Annotated in this window: 10 protein-coding genes; 8 read left to right on the top strand and 2 right to left on the bottom strand. The window is 37.2% G+C overall.

Annotated elements, in window-relative coordinates; genetic code table 11:
• Positions 1-116: 116 nt before the first annotated feature.
• Genes NMU02_RS03400 through NMU02_RS03410 form a run of 3 tightly spaced genes read left to right on the top strand, consistent with a single transcriptional unit; the run spans position 117 to position 6518 of the window.
• Positions 117-5741, top strand: coding sequence for an ApaG domain-containing protein (locus NMU02_RS03400; RefSeq protein ID WP_255025797.1), 5625 nt, complete (start codon positions 117-119; stop codon positions 5739-5741).
• Between the two features lie 11 nt (positions 5742-5752).
• Entirely contained in the window at positions 5753-6097 is a 345-nt protein-coding gene (locus NMU02_RS03405; protein WP_255025798.1) for a hypothetical protein, read from the top strand.
• Positions 6084-6518 carry a lysozyme gene (locus NMU02_RS03410; protein ID WP_255025800.1) on the top strand — a complete coding sequence of 145 codons (435 nt, stop codon included), beginning with the start codon at positions 6084-6086 and terminating at the stop codon, positions 6516-6518. The genes NMU02_RS03405 and NMU02_RS03410 overlap by 14 nt, the downstream gene beginning before the upstream one ends.
• 58 nt (positions 6519-6576) lie before the next feature.
• Here the strand turns inward: NMU02_RS03410 and NMU02_RS03415 are convergent, their stop codons facing one another.
• The gene (locus NMU02_RS03415) at positions 6577-8664 is read right to left on the bottom strand and encodes a M3 family metallopeptidase (RefSeq protein ID WP_435522010.1); all 2088 of its coding nucleotides are present in this window, start codon (positions 8662-8664) and stop codon (positions 6577-6579) included.
• 155 nt (positions 8665-8819) lie between these two features.
• On the opposite strand from NMU02_RS03415, the gene NMU02_RS03420 reads away from it, so the two are divergent.
• Positions 8820-10658, top strand: a complete 1839-nt coding sequence (locus NMU02_RS03420) for an LTA synthase family protein (protein WP_255025802.1) — start codon at positions 8820-8822, stop codon at positions 10656-10658.
• 10 nt (positions 10659-10668) lie between these two features.
• Here the strand turns inward: NMU02_RS03420 and NMU02_RS03425 are convergent, their stop codons facing one another.
• Positions 10669-12891, bottom strand: coding sequence for a tetratricopeptide repeat protein (locus NMU02_RS03425; RefSeq protein ID WP_255025803.1), 2223 nt, complete (start codon positions 12889-12891; stop codon positions 10669-10671).
• 787 nt (positions 12892-13678) lie between these two features.
• Between NMU02_RS03425 and NMU02_RS03430 the strand changes: the two genes are divergently transcribed.
• From NMU02_RS03430 to NMU02_RS03445, 4 genes are all read left to right on the top strand, one after another.
• Positions 13679-14608: a hypothetical protein gene (locus NMU02_RS03430; RefSeq protein WP_255025805.1), complete on the top strand. Its 930-nt coding sequence runs from the start codon at positions 13679-13681 to the stop codon at positions 14606-14608.
• A 152-nt stretch (positions 14609-14760) separates the two neighbouring features.
• Positions 14761-15978, top strand: coding sequence for a tyrosine-type recombinase/integrase (locus NMU02_RS03435; RefSeq protein WP_255025808.1), 1218 nt, complete (start codon positions 14761-14763; stop codon positions 15976-15978).
• A gap of 582 nt (positions 15979-16560) precedes the next feature.
• The gene (locus tag NMU02_RS03440; RefSeq protein ID WP_255025810.1) at positions 16561-17103 is read left to right on the top strand and encodes a UpxY family transcription antiterminator; all 543 of its coding nucleotides are present in this window, start codon (positions 16561-16563) and stop codon (positions 17101-17103) included.
• 151 nt (positions 17104-17254) lie between these two features.
• The coding region (locus NMU02_RS03445; RefSeq protein WP_255025812.1) for an SDR family NAD(P)-dependent oxidoreductase at positions 17255-17675 on the top strand (421 nt) is incomplete at its 3' end.

Raw genomic sequence — 17675 nt, forward strand, 5'->3', positions numbered from 1 at the left:
AAGATAACAAAAAATGTCGGTTATAAAGGAATATATGTGGCTTTTATAATTATCACATAATGTGTAATGTGATTATGTACACTTTTGTCGGTAGTAAAATTATAAATTTTAATTGTATGAAGCTTATTAACAAAGATTCTGATTTTACTGCCTTTGTGCAGTTTACCGATGCTGCTGGCTCGAAGATATCCGTACCGGAATATGATTTTATCCTCGAGTATGAAACCGACGGTTTTAATAAATATGTGGCAAGTAAAAAAGATGGGGTATATTCTAATTGCCGATTAGACGGAGACCGATTATTGGTCGTTTTTAATGATCATGGTCTCGATTGCGGTTTGTTGCGGCAAACCTTATTTATAGGGATACCCAATGAAGTATTTCCCGATGGGTTGCAGCATATACGAGTACCTCAATTACCGGGTATAGAACTATGGGGAGGCAAGAGTGATAATACCGAAAGTGCGGAAATAACGGTATTACCAGTCTATCAGAAAGGTGAGAAGGGGGACAAAGGGGATAAAGGCGATCCCGGCGTATCGGCCGATCTCGAAGCCACCGAAAAAGCGACGCAAGAAGCGATAGCTGCGGCTGAAGAAATATATCGTCTTAAAGATGAGTGGGATGAGCGTCTCGATCGGAAATTCGATAAAGCAGGAGGTGAAATTACCGGTTCGGCTGTAATCGACGGTACATTAACGACAGATGATTTGAAAAGTGTCAACAACAGTTTCCGTGCATATGTGCAGGGAGGTGAATCGTATGGTGAATTCGACCATTTGTTGGTGCGGGTAAATGCTGTTTTCAATAAAATCACAGTGTCGGAAATACAAAGTGTAGGAGGACGTATTCTTGTTTCTCTGGCTGATATGAAAGCGATACGTGTGGAGGAACGTACAGATTCGTACCGGTGTTATTTCAATAATGACGAGGGGCGTTTATCTAATTTGTTCGTAAAGGGGGATCAGGCTCGATGCCAGCGTTTTAATGGTGGAAACATAAAATCGTATTGGCGATTGGTAACCGGAATCGGTGCCGATTATATCGACCTTTCTAAAACCGATGCGCAAGAATCGGGAATTCCTGCCGAAGGAGATGTTATCGTACAATTGGGGAATCGTAACGATGTTTCCCGTCAGGCCGCGATAGAGATAAGCGCTTTCGGAAGTGAAGCCCCTTCAATTAAACAATACGCAGGTATCAATAATTTCTCGCTTACGGGGAAAGAGACTACGGTAATTTCTCCTGCAGGAAATAGTTTTACAGGGGATTTTAAGCTATCGTCGGGAAAAACTGTAATCGAAGCTACACAAGACTTGATAGACAATTTACAGATCGGAAGTCGTAATTATTTCAGAAAAGACGATATTCTTTTGCTGAATGAAACGAACATAAATCGTACAGGTGATTACGAATTTTTAGTAGAAACTGCTGTTCCGCATACTGATAACAATTATTCCATACGATTTTGCAATCGGTTGACAGGATCGGAAAATGCAGGGAAAATTTTTACATTTTCTACGACTATAAAAAATACGGGGAGTTCGGTATTGAGATTTTCTTTAGGAATTACAGGTAACGGATCCCGGGAAATTGAAGTTGCGGCCGGTGAGATTGTTCGGGTTGATACTACGGCAATTTCGAGTATGCAGCTATCTGAATATGGAGTCTATTGTGATATGAGTATTAAAGCTTTTTCTACTTTTGTCGTTAATGAATGGAAAATAGAGACTGGTAATCGGGCAACAGATTGGAGCCCGGCTCCGGAAGACGTACAGGAACAGATAAACACGATCATAGATGACGACATATTTTCTGCCCCTGAAAAAAAGAGGATCTTACCCGAGTGGAATGCAATTGTCGCAGAAAAAGAAAGTTTGTTACAAACGGCTGATAAATACGGTATAATAACGCAAAAATCGGATTATATGTCCGCATATTCTTCGTTATACGGATACATGAATCCATTGATGTCGACTCTCGATACCGATTCACCGGCAGATGGTGTTTCTTTTTCCGGAGCACGTTTCAGGGAATTATTCACGGTTTTTTATAATGCCCGTAATGCATTGTACCGTGCAATAGAAGGGATGTCGAAAGATTTGATCGATGATGTGCAGGTCGGTAGCCGTAATTATTTTTTGAAAAGTGATGAGATTTATCAAATCGGTACTGTTTTTAACCGGACGGATGATTATGAAATCAGTGTAGTTTCGGCAAATGTACCTACCGGTGATAATTATTCTTTTCGGTTTGCCAATCGATTAAAAGGAAGCCTTAATGTTGGAAAAACTTTTACATTCTCGATAACGATAAAAAATACCGGAAATACGACCTTAAAGTTGGCTTCGCGTATTACCGATAATGAAACACAGGAGGTATTGGTAGCTTCTGGTACTACAGAAAGGCTGAAAGTTACCGCAATATCGAGTGAAGCGGCTGCTACGCAAAGCGTTTATTGCGATTTAATTGTATTAGAATTCTCTGCATTTACCATGAGTGAATGGAAATTGGAATCTGGAAATCGTGCTACAGATTGGAGTCCGGCTCCCGAAGATATACTTTTTCAAATAGACACTATTGTCGATGATGATATTTTTTCGGCAACGGAGAAGAAAAAACTTTTGCCCGAATGGAGTTCGATTGTAAATGAAAGAACATCATTAGAGCAAACTGCCGATAAATATAATATCGTTACCGAAAAGGCGAATTATATTTCTGCATATAATTCTTTGTATAATTATATAAATCCCTTGATGGAAAGTCCTGATACCGATTCTCCCGGAGATGGTATTCCTTTTACCGGCGTAAATTTCAGGTCGCTTTTTACGGTATTTTATAATTCTCGTAATATTCTTTACCGTACTATCGAGGGGAAAGCAAAAGATCTGGTTGATAATATCAGTATCGGAGGACGAAATTATTTCTGTAAAAATGATGAAATTTACTACCAGGATATTACCTACGAACGAAACTCAGATTACAAGATTTCGGTTTCGTCAGCGGTTCCGCGTACGGATAATAATTTTTCCATTCGTTTTTGCAATCGTCTAACCGGAAATTTGTATATGGGTGAAACCTTTACATTTTCGGCACAAATAAAAAATACAGGTACTTCTTTGTTGAAACTTGCGTCCCGCATCAGCAATAATTCGTTTCAGGAGGTGCAGGTTGCTTCGGGAATGAGCAGCCGTATCAAAGTAACGGGTATCTCGGCAAATATAGATACTTCACAAGGTGTTTTTTGTGATATAGCGGTGCTTGCTTCATCGGCCTTTACAATTAGTGAATGGAAGATAGAAACCGGTAATAAAGCGACAGACTGGTCTCCTTCTCCGGAAGATATGCAGGAACAAATTGATACGATCATAGATGACGATATATTTTCTTCTGCAGAGAAGAAGCAGCTTTTACCTGAATGGACTTCGATTGTAAACGAACGGAATTCTTTAATCTCAATGGCCGAAAAATACCTGATAACGACTGAAAAAGAAAGTTATGATGCGGTATATAATTCGTTGTACACTTATCTCAATCCATTAATGGAAAAAGCTGATAGCAATTCTCCGGCTGACGGTGTCTCGTTTACCGGGTCTCGATTCAGAGAGTTGTTTATAGCTTTTTATGATGCGCGTAATGTTTTATATCGTGCTATCGAAAATAAAACAAAAGATATGGTAGATGATTTGCAAATAGGAGGACGAAATTATTTTCGGAAGAATGATACGATATTGTTGAATTTTGTGGAGATAGAACGTATTGGCGATTACAAAATTTTTGTTTCTTCTGCATCTACGAGCAGTAGTAATTATGCGCTGCGTTTTTGCAATCAGTTGACAGGAAGTGCTAATGTGGGTAAATCATTTACGTTTTCTACTACTATAACTAACACGGGAGATTATACGTTACAGTTGGGAATTAGTATTGCAGGACAACCGGAAGAAGAATTTTTGATTCCGTCGAGGGAAACAAATCGAATAAGTGTTACTGCTGTTTCCGGTACCAGTATTACTTCAAACGGTGTATATTGCGATGTAGGAGTGAGAGAATTTTCTCCTTTTATAATTAAAGAATGGAAAATAGAACGGGGTACAAAGGCTACCGATTGGGAACCGTCTCTCGACGATTTGCAGGATCAGATCGAGACGATTGTGGATGATGATATTTTTTCTGCAACGGAAAAAAAACAACTTTTACCTGAATGGACTTCAATTGTAAATGAGAAAATACCGTTAAGTCAGATGGCGGATAAATATGCTATTGTAACCGAAAAAACTAATTATCAGAATGCTTACACTGCATTATATAATTATGTAAATCCGTTGATGGTAAAGCCCGATACCGATTCTCCGGCAGATGGTGCTGTTTTTACAGGCAGCCGTTTTAGAGAGTTGTTTACAACTTTTTATACACAGCGTAATACATTATATCGGGAAATTGAGAGCAAAGCAAAAGAGTTGGTGGATAATGTAGCTGTCGGGGGACGTAATTATTTTCGAAAAAGCGATTACATCCAGGAGAATGAAATGATGATAGAGAGAGTGAGCGATTATGAATTACGCTCTACATCATTTAGTAAAACTCCGGTAGGAGGCTATTCTCTGCGTTTTTATAATTCATTGACAGGGAAAGCTTATGTCGGCGAAACTTATACTTTTTCGGTAACAGTGAATAATACCGGTAGCGATACATTAAAGTTATCTTTGGATATTACCGATAAAAGTTCTACCCAATTTGTTATTACTTCAGGAGAATCTAAACGGATTAGTATTACGTCTGTAGCTGGAGGATTTGCCGAAACGGTGTGTGTATTCTGCGACATTTTAGTATCGGCTTATTCTGCATTTACGTTGAAAAATTGGAAACTCGAGACGGGAAATAAAGCGACCGATTGGACTCCTTCTCCTGAAGACGTGGATGACTCTATTGCCGGAAAAGTTTCTACTACACTCTATAATTCTGATTTAACTAAAACCAATGAGGAGATTAATCTGAGGGCGACAAAAACCGAACTTAACGCCTTAGGACAACGGGTTTCTACTGCAGAAGCAAGTATTACTACTCAGGCCGGACAAATCGCAATGAAAGTGAATAAAGACGATGTGGTGTCTGCGATTAATATTTTGCCTGAAAATATAAAGATTGACTCTAAAAATATCAGTCTCAACGGAGATGTTGTCGCTAAGGCGATCGAAACGAATGGTCTGAGTGTGGGTAACGGTAAATTTCATGTCGGTTCCGATGGGGTGTTGAAGGCTGAAGGAGCCGAAATTGTGGGAAAGGTAGAAGCTTCAACAGGAAAGATCGGAGGTTTTAATATTCAAGGAGGAGATTTAATAAATGTAGTAGAAAATAATGGAGTTACTAATGCATCGATCATATTAACTAATAATGAAGGAACAAAATTTATGGGAGTCGGTGGAAATGTTGCTCCCAGTTATTTAGGCCATTCGGTTTTAGCTCGTTTTGAGGATACTACGACAGATGTAGAGGGTATAGGACATTATGCCGTAATGGCCAAAGTGGCTAATGGTTATAATAATATTGCTTTATCTGTGACAGGAGGTGTAGATATTAATCTTGGTTATGAAAAGGCATCTGGAAATGAATATTATTTCAATCGTGTTATGTTAAATAATGTAAGGGACATTGCATGGGGAAATGGGGTGGCCAACACTGTTTATTCAGGAGAATTGAGAGTTTTTGTCAGTGGAGGACATAAGTATTTGGTTTTAACATAATACTAAATTATATGAGTGAGTTATGGGTGGTTCTGACCGGATTATTCGGTGGATTGAATATTTTTCAGTTTATATTTCTCAGAGCCGAACGTAAAAAAGCGTTTGCTGCTGCAGAAAGTATAGTTTTGGACAATAACCGGAAGAAACAGGATTTAAAACAAGATGATTATGAATATCTCACGAAAAAATGTGACAAGTTGACGAAAGATTATTTTGAAATGCTTGACAAAGCTCAAAAAGCGATGGCCGACGTTTCGGAATTGAAATGTGAGATTACTTATTTGAAAGGTTTGAGATGTTATAAAACGATTTGTCCCGAAAGAATTCAAAATAAAAACGGTAATGAAAACAAGTAAGGAGGGAATAGAATTGATAAAACGGTTCGAAAAGTTTGTACCGTTGACTTATCGTTGCCCGGCAGGTGTGCTTACTATCGGATACGGACATACGGGTAAAAATGTAAAAGACGGTATGATTATTACCGAATCTGAGGCAGAGGATTTTTTGAAAGAGGATATTTCGGAGGCTGAAGACGTTGTATCAAGGTATGTGAAGAGGACGATTACCCAAAATCAGTTCGATGCGCTGGTGTCGTTTATCTTTAATTTGGGAGAAGGAAATTTTAAAAAGAGTACGTTATTACGTAAAGTAAACCGTGACCCGAATGACAAAAGTATTGGAGATGAATTTTCGAAATGGGTATTTGCAGGCGGCCGTAGACTTATCGGATTAGTCAACAGGCGTTTGGCCGAATGTCGGTTATATTTTAAGTCTTAGAATTAAAAAGGCGCCGTTGATTTTTATTCAACGGCGCCTATGTTTATAAATTTAGGGTTTATTCTTCGATAATCCCGTCTCTTTTCATGAGGGCTTCGATACCGGGCTCGTGTCCTCTGAAACGTTTATAGAGTGTCATCGGGTCTTCTGATCCGCCCCGTTCCAGGATATTTTCTTTAAATGAGGTTGCTGTCGTTTTATCGAAAATTCCTTTTTCGCGGAACAATGAAAATGCATCTGCATCTAATACTTCTGCCCATTTATAGCCGTAATATCCTGCGGCATACCCCCCCGAGAATATATGACCGAACTGGTTACTGATAGCCGTACCTTCAACAATCGGGAATAATTGTGTACGGGAAATGGAATCTTGCTCGAATTTGAGGGCATCTTTTACCGGAGAATTTATCGTGTGCCAAGCCATATCGAGTAAACCGAACGTCAATTGCCTAACACAGTTATATCCGGCATTGTATTGCGAAGCGGCTTTGATTTTTTCGATAAGTTCTTGCGGAATAGGTTCTCCTGTTTGATAATGCCGGGCAAATGTGTCGAGAAAATCTTTTTCGGTCATATAGTTTTCCATAAATTGAGAAGGAAGTTCTACAAAATCCCGGTAGACATTCGTTCCCGAAAGAGAGGTGTAAGTACATTCGGTAAGCAGGCCATGTAAGGCATGTCCGAATTCATGCAAAAAAGTGTTTACCTCGTCGTAGGTGAGGAGTGCCGGTTTATCTCCGGTTGGTTTGGTGAAGTTCATTACAATGGTAATATGCGGACGGCTGTCTTCTCCGTTTTCTTTCCATTGTCCTTTAAATTCAGTCATCCATGCACCGCTGCGTTTGGTTGCGCGAGGATGAAAGTCGGTATATAATACACCGATGTAACGATCGTTACTATCCAACACTTCAAAGGCCTCTACTTCGGGATGATAAACTGGGATGTCTTTGTTGGGTTTGAATGTAATGCCGTAAAGACGTGTCGCCAGGCCGAAAACGCCCATTTTAACTTTTTCCAGTTCGAAATAAGGTTTCATTATTTCGTCATTCAAGTCGTATTTGGCATCTTTTAATTTTTCGGAGTAATAAGACCAGTCCCAAGGCATAAGCGGGATATTTTTACCTTCCATCCGGTTTGCGAAAACCTGAACCTCTTGTATTTCCTTTTCGGCTACGGGTTTATAAGCATCGAGCAACCGGTTTAAAAGGTTATATACATTATGGCTGTTTTTTGCCATTTTAAACTCCAGAGCGTATTCTGCATAGTTTTCTTTTCCCATCAGATTTGCAATTTCATATCTTAATTCCGCAATACGTTTTAGTATATCGGTATTATCGTATTTTCCTTGCAGACAGCGGGAATTATATGCTCTGTACATTTTTTCGCGCAGGTCGCGACGGGACGAGTATTTCATAAAAGGCACATAACTCGGAAAGGAGAGGTCGAATAAATATCCTTCTTTTCCTTTTTCTTTTGCCTGGTATGCAGCCGCTTCCATAACACTTTCCGGTAAGCCGGCCAGATCGGCGCTATCGGTAAGCAGCATTTCGAAGCTATTGGTCGCTTTTAAAACATTCTGTCCGAACTGAAGGGTCAGTTGGCTAAGCTCTGTTTTTAAGCGGCGGTATTTTTCCCGGTTTTCACCTTTTAGATTGGCTCCTTTCTTGGCCATACTCTCGTAAGTTTCAGTAAGAAGCATTTGTTGCTCAGAGGTGAGATCGAGAGTTTCACGTTGTTCATAAACCGACTTTACCCTTTCGAATAGTTTTTCGTTCAATGTGATACTATTCCCATGTTCAGTGAGTTTGGGAGATATTCGTTGAGATATTTCATTCATTTCATCATCTCCGTCGGCACTCAGTAACGCAAAAAAGACAGAACTTACTCTTCCGAGCATTTTTCCCGATTGATCGAGAGTTGCTATTGTATTTTCAAATGTCGGAGTTTCCGTTTGATTTACAATAGAATCGATTTCTTCTTGATGTATTCGGATCGCTTCGTCGAAAGCCGGTTCATAATCGGTTATTTTAATAATTCCGAAAGGAATGGTCTCATGTAGGGTGTTGAATTTTCCCAATAAAGGATTAGCAGCTTGTGTCATGTATGTAAATGCAATTAGAACTAATGATAATACTGATTTATTCATGAAATTGTTTTTGAAATCGGTGACAAAGTTATAAATATTCATTGTTTTCATAAAGGTTCCTTATTAATTAATATTAATTATCGACAGGCTGATAACTGTGTTTGAACAGATTTGTATTATTTATTTTACTTTTGTGAAAAAGTATATCAAAAATAATGGGACAAAGATTAATTTTTTTATTAAAAATATATGCCTGGTTTTTGCTTGTATTTATTTTGCAGAAACCTTTGTTTATGATTTATCATGCAGGTCTTTATACTTCGTTCGATATGACGGATTGGCTACGGGTAATGTGGCATGGTTTGCCGCTCGACCTCTCTTTATCGGCCTATATTTTATTTATACCGGCTCTTATAGCAGTATTGTCGGTATGGATTCAAGGACGTTGGATATATTTGGCTAATCAGTTGTGGCTTATTCCGGTATGTATTGTTTCATCGGTAATATTTATTTGCGATGCAGAACTTTACAGTTATTGGGGATTTCGCATGGACGCAACTCCGCTCTTTTATTTGAGTTCTCCGGCCGATGCTATGGCTAGTGTCCCCATGGCTGCGTTGATTTTAGTTCCTTTATGCATTATCGTTTATTTCCTACTTATTTGGTATCCTCTTTCCCGATTTGTTCTTTCACCTACAGTTCGTTGGAAATTTATTCGCAGGCGTGGGCGTGATACGGTAGTTTTGTTGCTGATCACCGCACTTTTAATTATTCCGGCCCGTGGCGGTTTTTCTGTTTCTACGATGAACATCGGTAAAGTTTATTTCAGTCCTGAGATTTCGTTGAATCATGCCGCTATTAATCCTGTTTTCAGTTTTATGACTTCAATATCGAAAGGCCAGGATTTTAAGAAACAATACCGATATATGGATGAAGACCAGGCTGAAAAAGAGTTTGAAAGATTAAAGGGCGGAAATCCTTATACGGTTGCCGATTCTTTGTTATGGATACAAGATAAAAGGCCTAATGTACTGATGATAATCCTCGAAAGTTTTTCGGGTATTGCTATGGATAGTCTTTATGCCGAAGCTCCTGGTGGAATTATGCCGAATCTTGACAAGCTGGCAAGTGAAGGTATTTTCTTTACTAACTTTTATGCGAATAGTTTCCGAACCGATCGGGGGCTGGTTTCTATCCTGAGCGGATATCCGGCTCAACCGACGACCTCTATCATGAAATATCCTTCGAAATCGCAGTCGTTACCGTCGATTGCCCGAACTTTGCAAAAAAACGGTTATGATACCGAGTTTTTATATGGAGGTGATGCAGACTTTACCAATATGCGATCTTATTTTATCGGTACCGGTTTTAAAAATATCGTATGTGATAAAGATTTTCCCGTGGCCGACCGACTTTCGAAGTGGGGGGCTAATGATGAGGTTACGTTTAATAAACTCAGAAGCTTGATCGCTAATCAGAAAGAACGTCCTTATATGAAAGCTTTTTTGACGATTAGTAGTCATGAACCTTTCGATGTACCGTATCATAAATTTAAAGATCCTTATCTGAATTCGGTCGCATATACCGATAGCTGTATCGGAGTGTTTATCGACGATTTGAAAAAAACACCCGAATGGAAAAATACATTAGTAATTTTTGTGCCCGATCATGCTATGCGTTATCCTGTCGGAATTCAGGAATCGGATATTTTACGTCATTATATCCCTATGATATGGACGGGTGGTGCTGTTAGTAAACCTCGTGTAGTTAGTGAATACGGTTCTCAAATAGATATTGCTGCGACATTACTCGGACAACTCGGATTACCTTACGATGACTTTACGTTCAGCAAAAATATGGCCGATCCGGTTCAACGGAAATTCGCTTATTATACTTTTAAAGACGGCTTCGGTTTCCTTGATGCCGATAATCAGGTCATTTATGATAATGAAGCCGGAAAAGCAATCTTCTTGAAAGGAGCCAATGCAAGCGCAAGCGAATTGGCGGGCAAAGCTTTTCTCCAGAAATTATACGATGATTTGGGTAGCCGTTGACCCGTATCTTTTAGTCGGTAATACTGTACATGAGTTGATCGAGTAAAATGGGAATATCGTTGGAAGATATTCCCGCATCGATAAGTTCAGGTGTATCTTGTTTGAAATTTTGCATAAATTTTTTCATATCACCGTCTTCGAGGGTGATCGAATTTCGGTAATATTCAATTGCCTTACGTATATTTCCCAATGCGAATTCTACATGTCCGGCATTCATAAAATCGAGTGCTGAAGGCTTGTCTTCGAGTATCTTTTCGTAATAGCGGCGTGCTTGCTCACTTTTTCCGATAAGGAATGAACACCATGCAATCGGACGCCATGCCTTCGTACTTTTCGGGTCGAGATAATCGACTTTAAAGTAATGCCTCAAAGCAGCCCCGTAATCTTTTTGTTCAAGGTAACAGTGCCCTATGTTGAGTTCTACCGATAAATTGTCGGGGCGAAGCTTCTCTACCCGGTGATAGTATTCGAGAGCCATCTCGGGTTTCTTAAGATTGCGGTAACATTGTGCGATGCGTCGTAATGTCCAAACACTGTCGGGATGAATCATTTCTGCCTTTAGATAAGCTTCGAGCGCTTTTTCGTGGTCGCCGATCATTTGCAAACAATATCCTGTTTTTTGATATAATTCGCTGCTTGATTGTTGTTTTTCAGCCAGTATGTTGAATATTTCGAGAGCGTCGGTATAATAATCTTTTCTGAAATATAACTCCCCGATGAGCCGTAAGCTTTCTTCTCCTGAAAAAATCGATTCGAGTATGGGAACATGCAGCAAATTAAGATCGGTAGCAAATGGGTCGGAAAATTCGTTTTTCCGGGGAAAAAGCTTAAAGAACCGGTAAAGGTCCTGTAAATATTGATTAGAAATATTTTCGCCCTTTTTATTAGCTGTGAGCATTGCTTCTTCCTTTTCGATGTTTTCCATTTCGGAACCTTCGTTGCTGAATTGGGATATCATCATTTTTCGCTGGGCATCAGGTACCTGTGTAAGGCTCAAACAAAATGAGTATTTGTCTGAGTTGCAAAGAAAACGAGATGATGTTATTATGCTTTTAAAACTAACGCTTCCTTCTCCACTGTTAAAAATATTCCGTAGAGATGTATGATCGGTCGAAAAAGGAAGTAACCAGTTCCCGGCTTCCGAGAAAAAAGGAAATGATTTCAGATTAGAAAATGTACTCATGAAGACATCAGCTCCTTCCATCTGTAAATTGCTTAATTCTTTCAATTTGTCGGTAATCCCTGCCTCATCGAGTATTTCTTGCCATTCGGGATTTTTTTCCAGTGAATTTATATCGCTCATCAGTTCGTCAGGCTTAATTTTTTTATATAGCGACGGACTTATTTTCATCATTTCAGGTAATAGTTCCTCGGTAAATTTTCGGGAAATCCTTTCCGTTTCACGGCTTTTGATAAATTGCAGAAAAATGTTTCTCGAATCGGTACAGAAGTTCGAATTTTCTTTTAAAGATTCTATACGTTCGGCAATCGAAGGTGTCAACGCCAGTCGCTCTTTATACATATAAATTATGATGAGTGCACCGCATAAAGCTCTTTGCTTTATTTCTTCCGCCGGTGACGAGTAGCCGTCGAGTAAAATATGCAATTTTTTCTCATCGTAACGGTGTAATAAATTTAATGTGAGTGCCGAAATGATAAGACAGGTCGTTTGTACCGGAAATATCTGTTCATTGATAGCATTGCCAATACTTTGATAATCGGTTTCGTTTGTCGGATAATTTGTCATTATGGCAGTAAATAATTCGAGTCCGGTATGTTCGGTTTCTTGCTTGAGTCGGAATTTTTCTTCATCATTATTTTCATTATCTTCCAATAAGCTGTTTAAAGACAGGTTGTTTATAGCATTATCAACTTCTTCGAAGCATCGTTGCAGATAGCCCGGAGGTTGTATATTCTGGTATCTTTTTTTACTGTAATAAAAGTCTCCCGATTCTTTTTCGAGCAAAATTTCGGTTACCAGATCTGTCAGATTGTATGTAGAAAGTACCAGCTTGTCGTATATTTTTTTTCTTTCAGGATCGTTAAACCCATCGAGCATGTAGCGTATCATGTATTTATACGACGTTTCTATTTCGTTCAGTTTATCTGAAATATGACCATCTTGAAGAATTGCGATCAGTTCGGACAATATGCCGAATGCCTCTTTCAGTCTTCTGTCGGTAAGGAGGTTGTATATTTTTTTTTGTCTATTCTTTATTTCTTTGGAAGTCATACGGATAAGTTTATTATGCGTGATATTTTTATGGTAATAAATGCTGTTATCACTTTAGTTTTACAACATTTACTTTTTCTATAAGTTCAAATAATATGCCAAACTTCTGCAAGTTAACAAAATTTTTTTCATGTAGAATAGGAGATAGAATAAAAGTTATTTTAAATGCATATCAGATACATATATTGTGAAACCGGTGCGTATGAAGAATTTTTTTTTTAATAAGTCTAATAGGGATTACCGGATAATGTCTGTCAACTTAAAACTATTGGAATGACCGTTTTTTTAATCTATATAAAAGTAATAATGGACTATATATGTCGAAAAATATATTAATAAAATAGTTAAAATTTTTATTTAATCGATATTTTTATTTATTTTGTGAATAATGATGAATATTTAAAATTATTGGCTTAAAGGTGATGTATTCCTTACAATAGGATTTAGGAGGGTAATTGTTGATTAATTGCTTTTTACGGGAAAATACTTTGGCGTTTTCTTTTTTACATGATTAATTTTTTTGCCTAACCTTTTATATTGTTTTTGCATATGGTATGCAATAGATGCGCAGGGACACTTTGTAAATAGCGGTATAGAATTGTTGCTATGGATATTTTTGCTATAGGTTATCAGCATTATTTTAATATGTATCGTGAGTATGATTTTAGCCCGTTATTTTTAGAAAGATAATTATCTAAAGACGCTGTTTATCAATATTATACTATTAATTTTCTGTTATATATTATTTACTTTAATTACAGGTGATATTATTTAATTAATTATATTTATGAGAAATACAGATAATAAGCATTATATTTTAATGAATAGAGCTGTGAAGGTGGGGAAAAGATTGAAATTGGTGAGTTTAATTATTATTTTTCCGATTTTTTTTATAGCGTGTAAAAAAGAAGAAATAAAATATGAAAAATTGTATATGAAAGGGTGGGGAATTTATGATGAATTATTTTCGGAATATATATCGGAATATGAAAAAATCGATTGTAGGCGTTGCTCTCCTGGAGATACTCTCAAGTTTGCCGGATTAAAAAATGATCATTTATGGATGTGCATGATCGAGAGGAATGGAAAGAAGAAATTGTTTGAATGGGAGGATTCTGATGTAACAGAAAAAAATCAAAAGAAATTTCTTTATAACGGTGAGTATGGAGAATATATTTTGAATGGGGTAAAAATAAGTAATCTCTCTAAAAAGGATAACGGTTTTATAGCGATTGTTATTTTTTGTGATAAGGATGAAAATACGTGTTTTCCGTCGCCTTGTATTTTTTATAATGGGACAAGTGAAAAGAAAGTCTCTTATACGGGTGGAGGTGTCCTTAATTGGTATGAAGGTACATTTTTTTTATCGGGATGTTGTTACGATAATGATGGTGATCTTATCTATGATACTTACGATCAGGGAAAAGAGAATAAAACGATATTACCCCATCAGAGAATAATCCCGGTTTCTTTAGAAGATGGAATATTTGTGTATCCCGGAGATATGTCCCGATATAATTATAAAGAGCAGAAATTTATTTGGAAATCTTTTTTGAAAAGTCCTTTTCCTCTTTATGGATATAGGCAGAATTTAACGATTCTCGATCAAAGTACATCGGAGTGGAAGTTAAAGCTGACAGTGACTTTTGAAGACAATTCACAAAGTTTTTTTGTATATACTGTGAATATCGATACCGGCTTAGTTTTAGAGCAATAAATGTCGTTATTGTTTTAGAATTTTCAATAGATTATAATCCGATTGAATTTTATTGGAGATGTCCGAAAAATTAAAAGAATGGGAAATGAAGAATTTTCCGTTCTTTTTTTGTTTTTTCAACCTAAAAAAATAGGATAATAATTAATGAAAGTATGATGATTGTAGAAGTGGAATTCCGGAAATTTTCCGGTCAGAGTAAAGAGGGGAGTATTTATTATTTAGTAAAGCATGAGCAATTTCATTTACGAATGAAATCAAATTATGTGCTTTTTGAAAACGAATGGGATAATGAAATACGGGATATTATTATCGATGCGGGTGAACGTAAGGATTATATCGGAAAAATACGTTGCTTTGTAATAGCTGAAAGGGATCTTCTCGAAAAAATTGTTTGCCGATTTATCGAGAATAAGAGTAGATATACTGTTGATGATGTTTATCGTGAATATAACAGATTATTATCTGAAATGTCTTTTTTTTCATTTATAGACGGATGTATTTCTGTATTGAGGACTGAAGGGCATTGGGGTACAGCCCAAAATTATATGAGAGCAAGAAATAGTTTTATCGAATTTATAGGTTGCGATATGCTCCCGTTTACCGCAATTACCGGGGAATTGATGGTAATATACGATAGGTGGCTCAGAAAAAAAGAGGTTTCCCGTAATTCTCGTTCGTTTTATATGCGTCAACTTCGTTCGGTATATAATAAAGCCGTAAATCTTGGGTTAACCACTCAACATTTCCCTTTTAAATCGGTATATACCGGTATAGATAAAACAAGAAAAAGGGCTGTAGAAGAATCGGTTATTAAAAGGCTTATCAGGCTTAATCTTTCCTGTTGCTCTTCTTTGTCATTTACAAGAGACTTGTTTTTGTTTAGTTTCTATATGCGGGGAATTGCTTTTGTCGATATGGCCTTTCTTAAAAAGAGTAATGTTCGAAATGGTTTTATACGTTATACGCGTAGAAAAACGGGTTGTCTTATGGAGGTAAAACTTGAGGATTGTATGAAAGAAATTTTAGAACGTTATGCCCATAAAGTTTCTTATTCTGAATATTTGTTACCTATTATTACCGAAAAAGACGAGGATAAAGCATATAAACAGTATCAGAATAAAAGGAGTTATTATAATAAACAGTTGAAAAAATTATCGGATATGCTTTGTCTTGAAATCCCGTTAACATCATACGTAGCCCGACATACATGGGCTACAATTGCCCGTAATATGAATATATCTTTGTCTGTTATCAGTGCAGGCATGGGACATACATCGGAAACGATGACTAAAATATATTTGGCTTCTTTGGATGCTTCTATGATCGATAATGCAAATTCGAGAATACTTTCTTGTCTCGAATGTATATGAATTTTTTATTGTGTAAGTAGGTAATTTTCGAAAAACGGTAGATCAAGGATATCCTCTTTCTATTACAGAAACAGGACATAATCATTTACACTGAATAAAGGTATGGTATTATCATGATTATTTATCAGTCAACATTTTAATATAATTGTTCCTTAATAATTAATGACACTTTAATTTATTTATAAATTCAAATACAAAATATTTCCTTCTTTCATAAATTCAGGTATAAAATTGAAAACGTATCAAATTTAAATCTAATATATAAGCATATTACACAGTTATATTTATACTTATAATTATATAAATAACCACCTGTTTTAAAAACGAAAAGCATAATATTTATAATCAGTGAGATATAAACAAATGAAAAAAATCTATACATAATATTTCGCTTTTATAACAACAATAAATACAAATATTTATATCTTTGTGACGGTTTCAGTTCCCGTTTCTGTAATAGAAAGGGGAATTCGAGTTGAAATATTATTGTAAATCAGGCAACCGAAACTCGATTGACCGGAAAAATAATTTTTCCGGTGTCCCCGAGGAATGTTCTTTTGGGTAGGTTTTATTTGATATGGCATGGTGCAAAGTTCCGAAATATTCTGGTTTCCATTGCGGGTAACTTATAGCCGGGAGATGAAATTTAAAGAATATCTTGATTCTGTCGGAATCGAAAACTTTGTTCCGATGCATTATGAAGATAGGGAGATTAACGGTCAGAAACATAGAAAATTGGTACCGGTAATACATAATCTCATTTTTGTACATGCTGCGAAATCTGATATCGATATTATAAAATCAGATACCTTATCGGCTTTTCCCATTCGCTATATAATGAAATATAAAAGTAGCGAGCCTTTGGTTATTCCCGATCGGCAAATGCAGGATTTTATTGCTGTTGCCGGAACTTATGATGAACAATTGATGTATCTTACCCCTACCGAAGTTTCTGTGAAGAAAGGCGACCGGGTACGTATTAAAGGGGGAATATGGGAAGGTGTAGAGGGTCGGTTTGTACGTATTAAACGTGGATTGCGGGTTGTTGTTGCTATAGAAGGAGTGATGGCAGTCGCTACTGCGAGTTTACATCCGTCTTTGGTAGAGGTTATAGAGCGGATGTAATTTTTATTCGATGCCCGGATGAGGTATCGGTTATATTTATTGGAATATTATAAAGGTGTAAAAAATCTTCCTCATTAAAATAGGCATATTTTGTCCGATCAAATCGATATCGGTATTTGAATGTGCCGGGTTATATGAAAATCAAAAAAACATGCGAACTATATTAGTAACAGGAGGCGCCGGCTTTATCGGGAGCAACCTGTGTGAAGTATTATTGAAAGAAGGTGAGAGAGTTGTCTGTCTGGATAATTTTACGACGGGCCATATCGAGAATCTTTTACCGATGCTAAAGGACTATCCGGAACGTTTTCGTTTGGTGGTAGGAGATATCCGCAATCCGGCGGATTGCCGTAAAGCGGTAGAAGGTGTGGAATATGTATTTCATGAAGCGGCTTTAGGCTCGGTACCCCGATCGATAAAAGACCCGCTGACAACGAATGAGACCAATATTACGGGATTTTTGAATATGTTAATCGCCTCTCGCGATGCCGGAGTCAAACGTTTTGTTTATGCTGCGAGCAGTTCTACCTACGGGGATAGTAAATCGTTACCGAAAGTAGAAGACAGTATCG

The sequence above is a fragment of the Coprobacter tertius genome (assembly GCF_024330105.1).
GTDB classification, from domain to species: Bacteria; Bacteroidota; Bacteroidia; order Bacteroidales; family Coprobacteraceae; genus Coprobacter; species Coprobacter tertius.

Excerpts from the sequence above, each read along its gene's own strand:
- NMU02_RS03430 (WP_255025805.1), top strand. The coding sequence starts at position 13,679 with ATGAGAAATACAGATAATAAGCATTATATTTTAATGAATAGAGCTGTG.
- NMU02_RS03410 (WP_255025800.1), top strand. The coding sequence starts at position 6,084 with ATGAAAACAAGTAAGGAGGGAATAGAATTGATAAAACGGTTCGAAAAG.
- NMU02_RS03415 (WP_435522010.1), bottom strand. The coding sequence starts at position 8,664 with ATGAATAAATCAGTATTATCATTAGTTCTAATTGCATTTACATACATG.
- NMU02_RS03400 (WP_255025797.1), top strand. The coding sequence starts at position 117 with ATGAAGCTTATTAACAAAGATTCTGATTTTACTGCCTTTGTGCAGTTT.
- NMU02_RS03405 (WP_255025798.1), top strand. The coding sequence starts at position 5,753 with ATGAGTGAGTTATGGGTGGTTCTGACCGGATTATTCGGTGGATTGAAT.
- NMU02_RS03420 (WP_255025802.1), top strand. The coding sequence starts at position 8,820 with ATGGGACAAAGATTAATTTTTTTATTAAAAATATATGCCTGGTTTTTG.
- NMU02_RS03440 (WP_255025810.1), top strand. The coding sequence starts at position 16,561 with ATGGTGCAAAGTTCCGAAATATTCTGGTTTCCATTGCGGGTAACTTAT.
- NMU02_RS03425 (WP_255025803.1), bottom strand. The coding sequence starts at position 12,891 with ATGACTTCCAAAGAAATAAAGAATAGACAAAAAAAAATATACAACCTC.
- NMU02_RS03435 (WP_255025808.1), top strand. The coding sequence starts at position 14,761 with ATGATGATTGTAGAAGTGGAATTCCGGAAATTTTCCGGTCAGAGTAAA.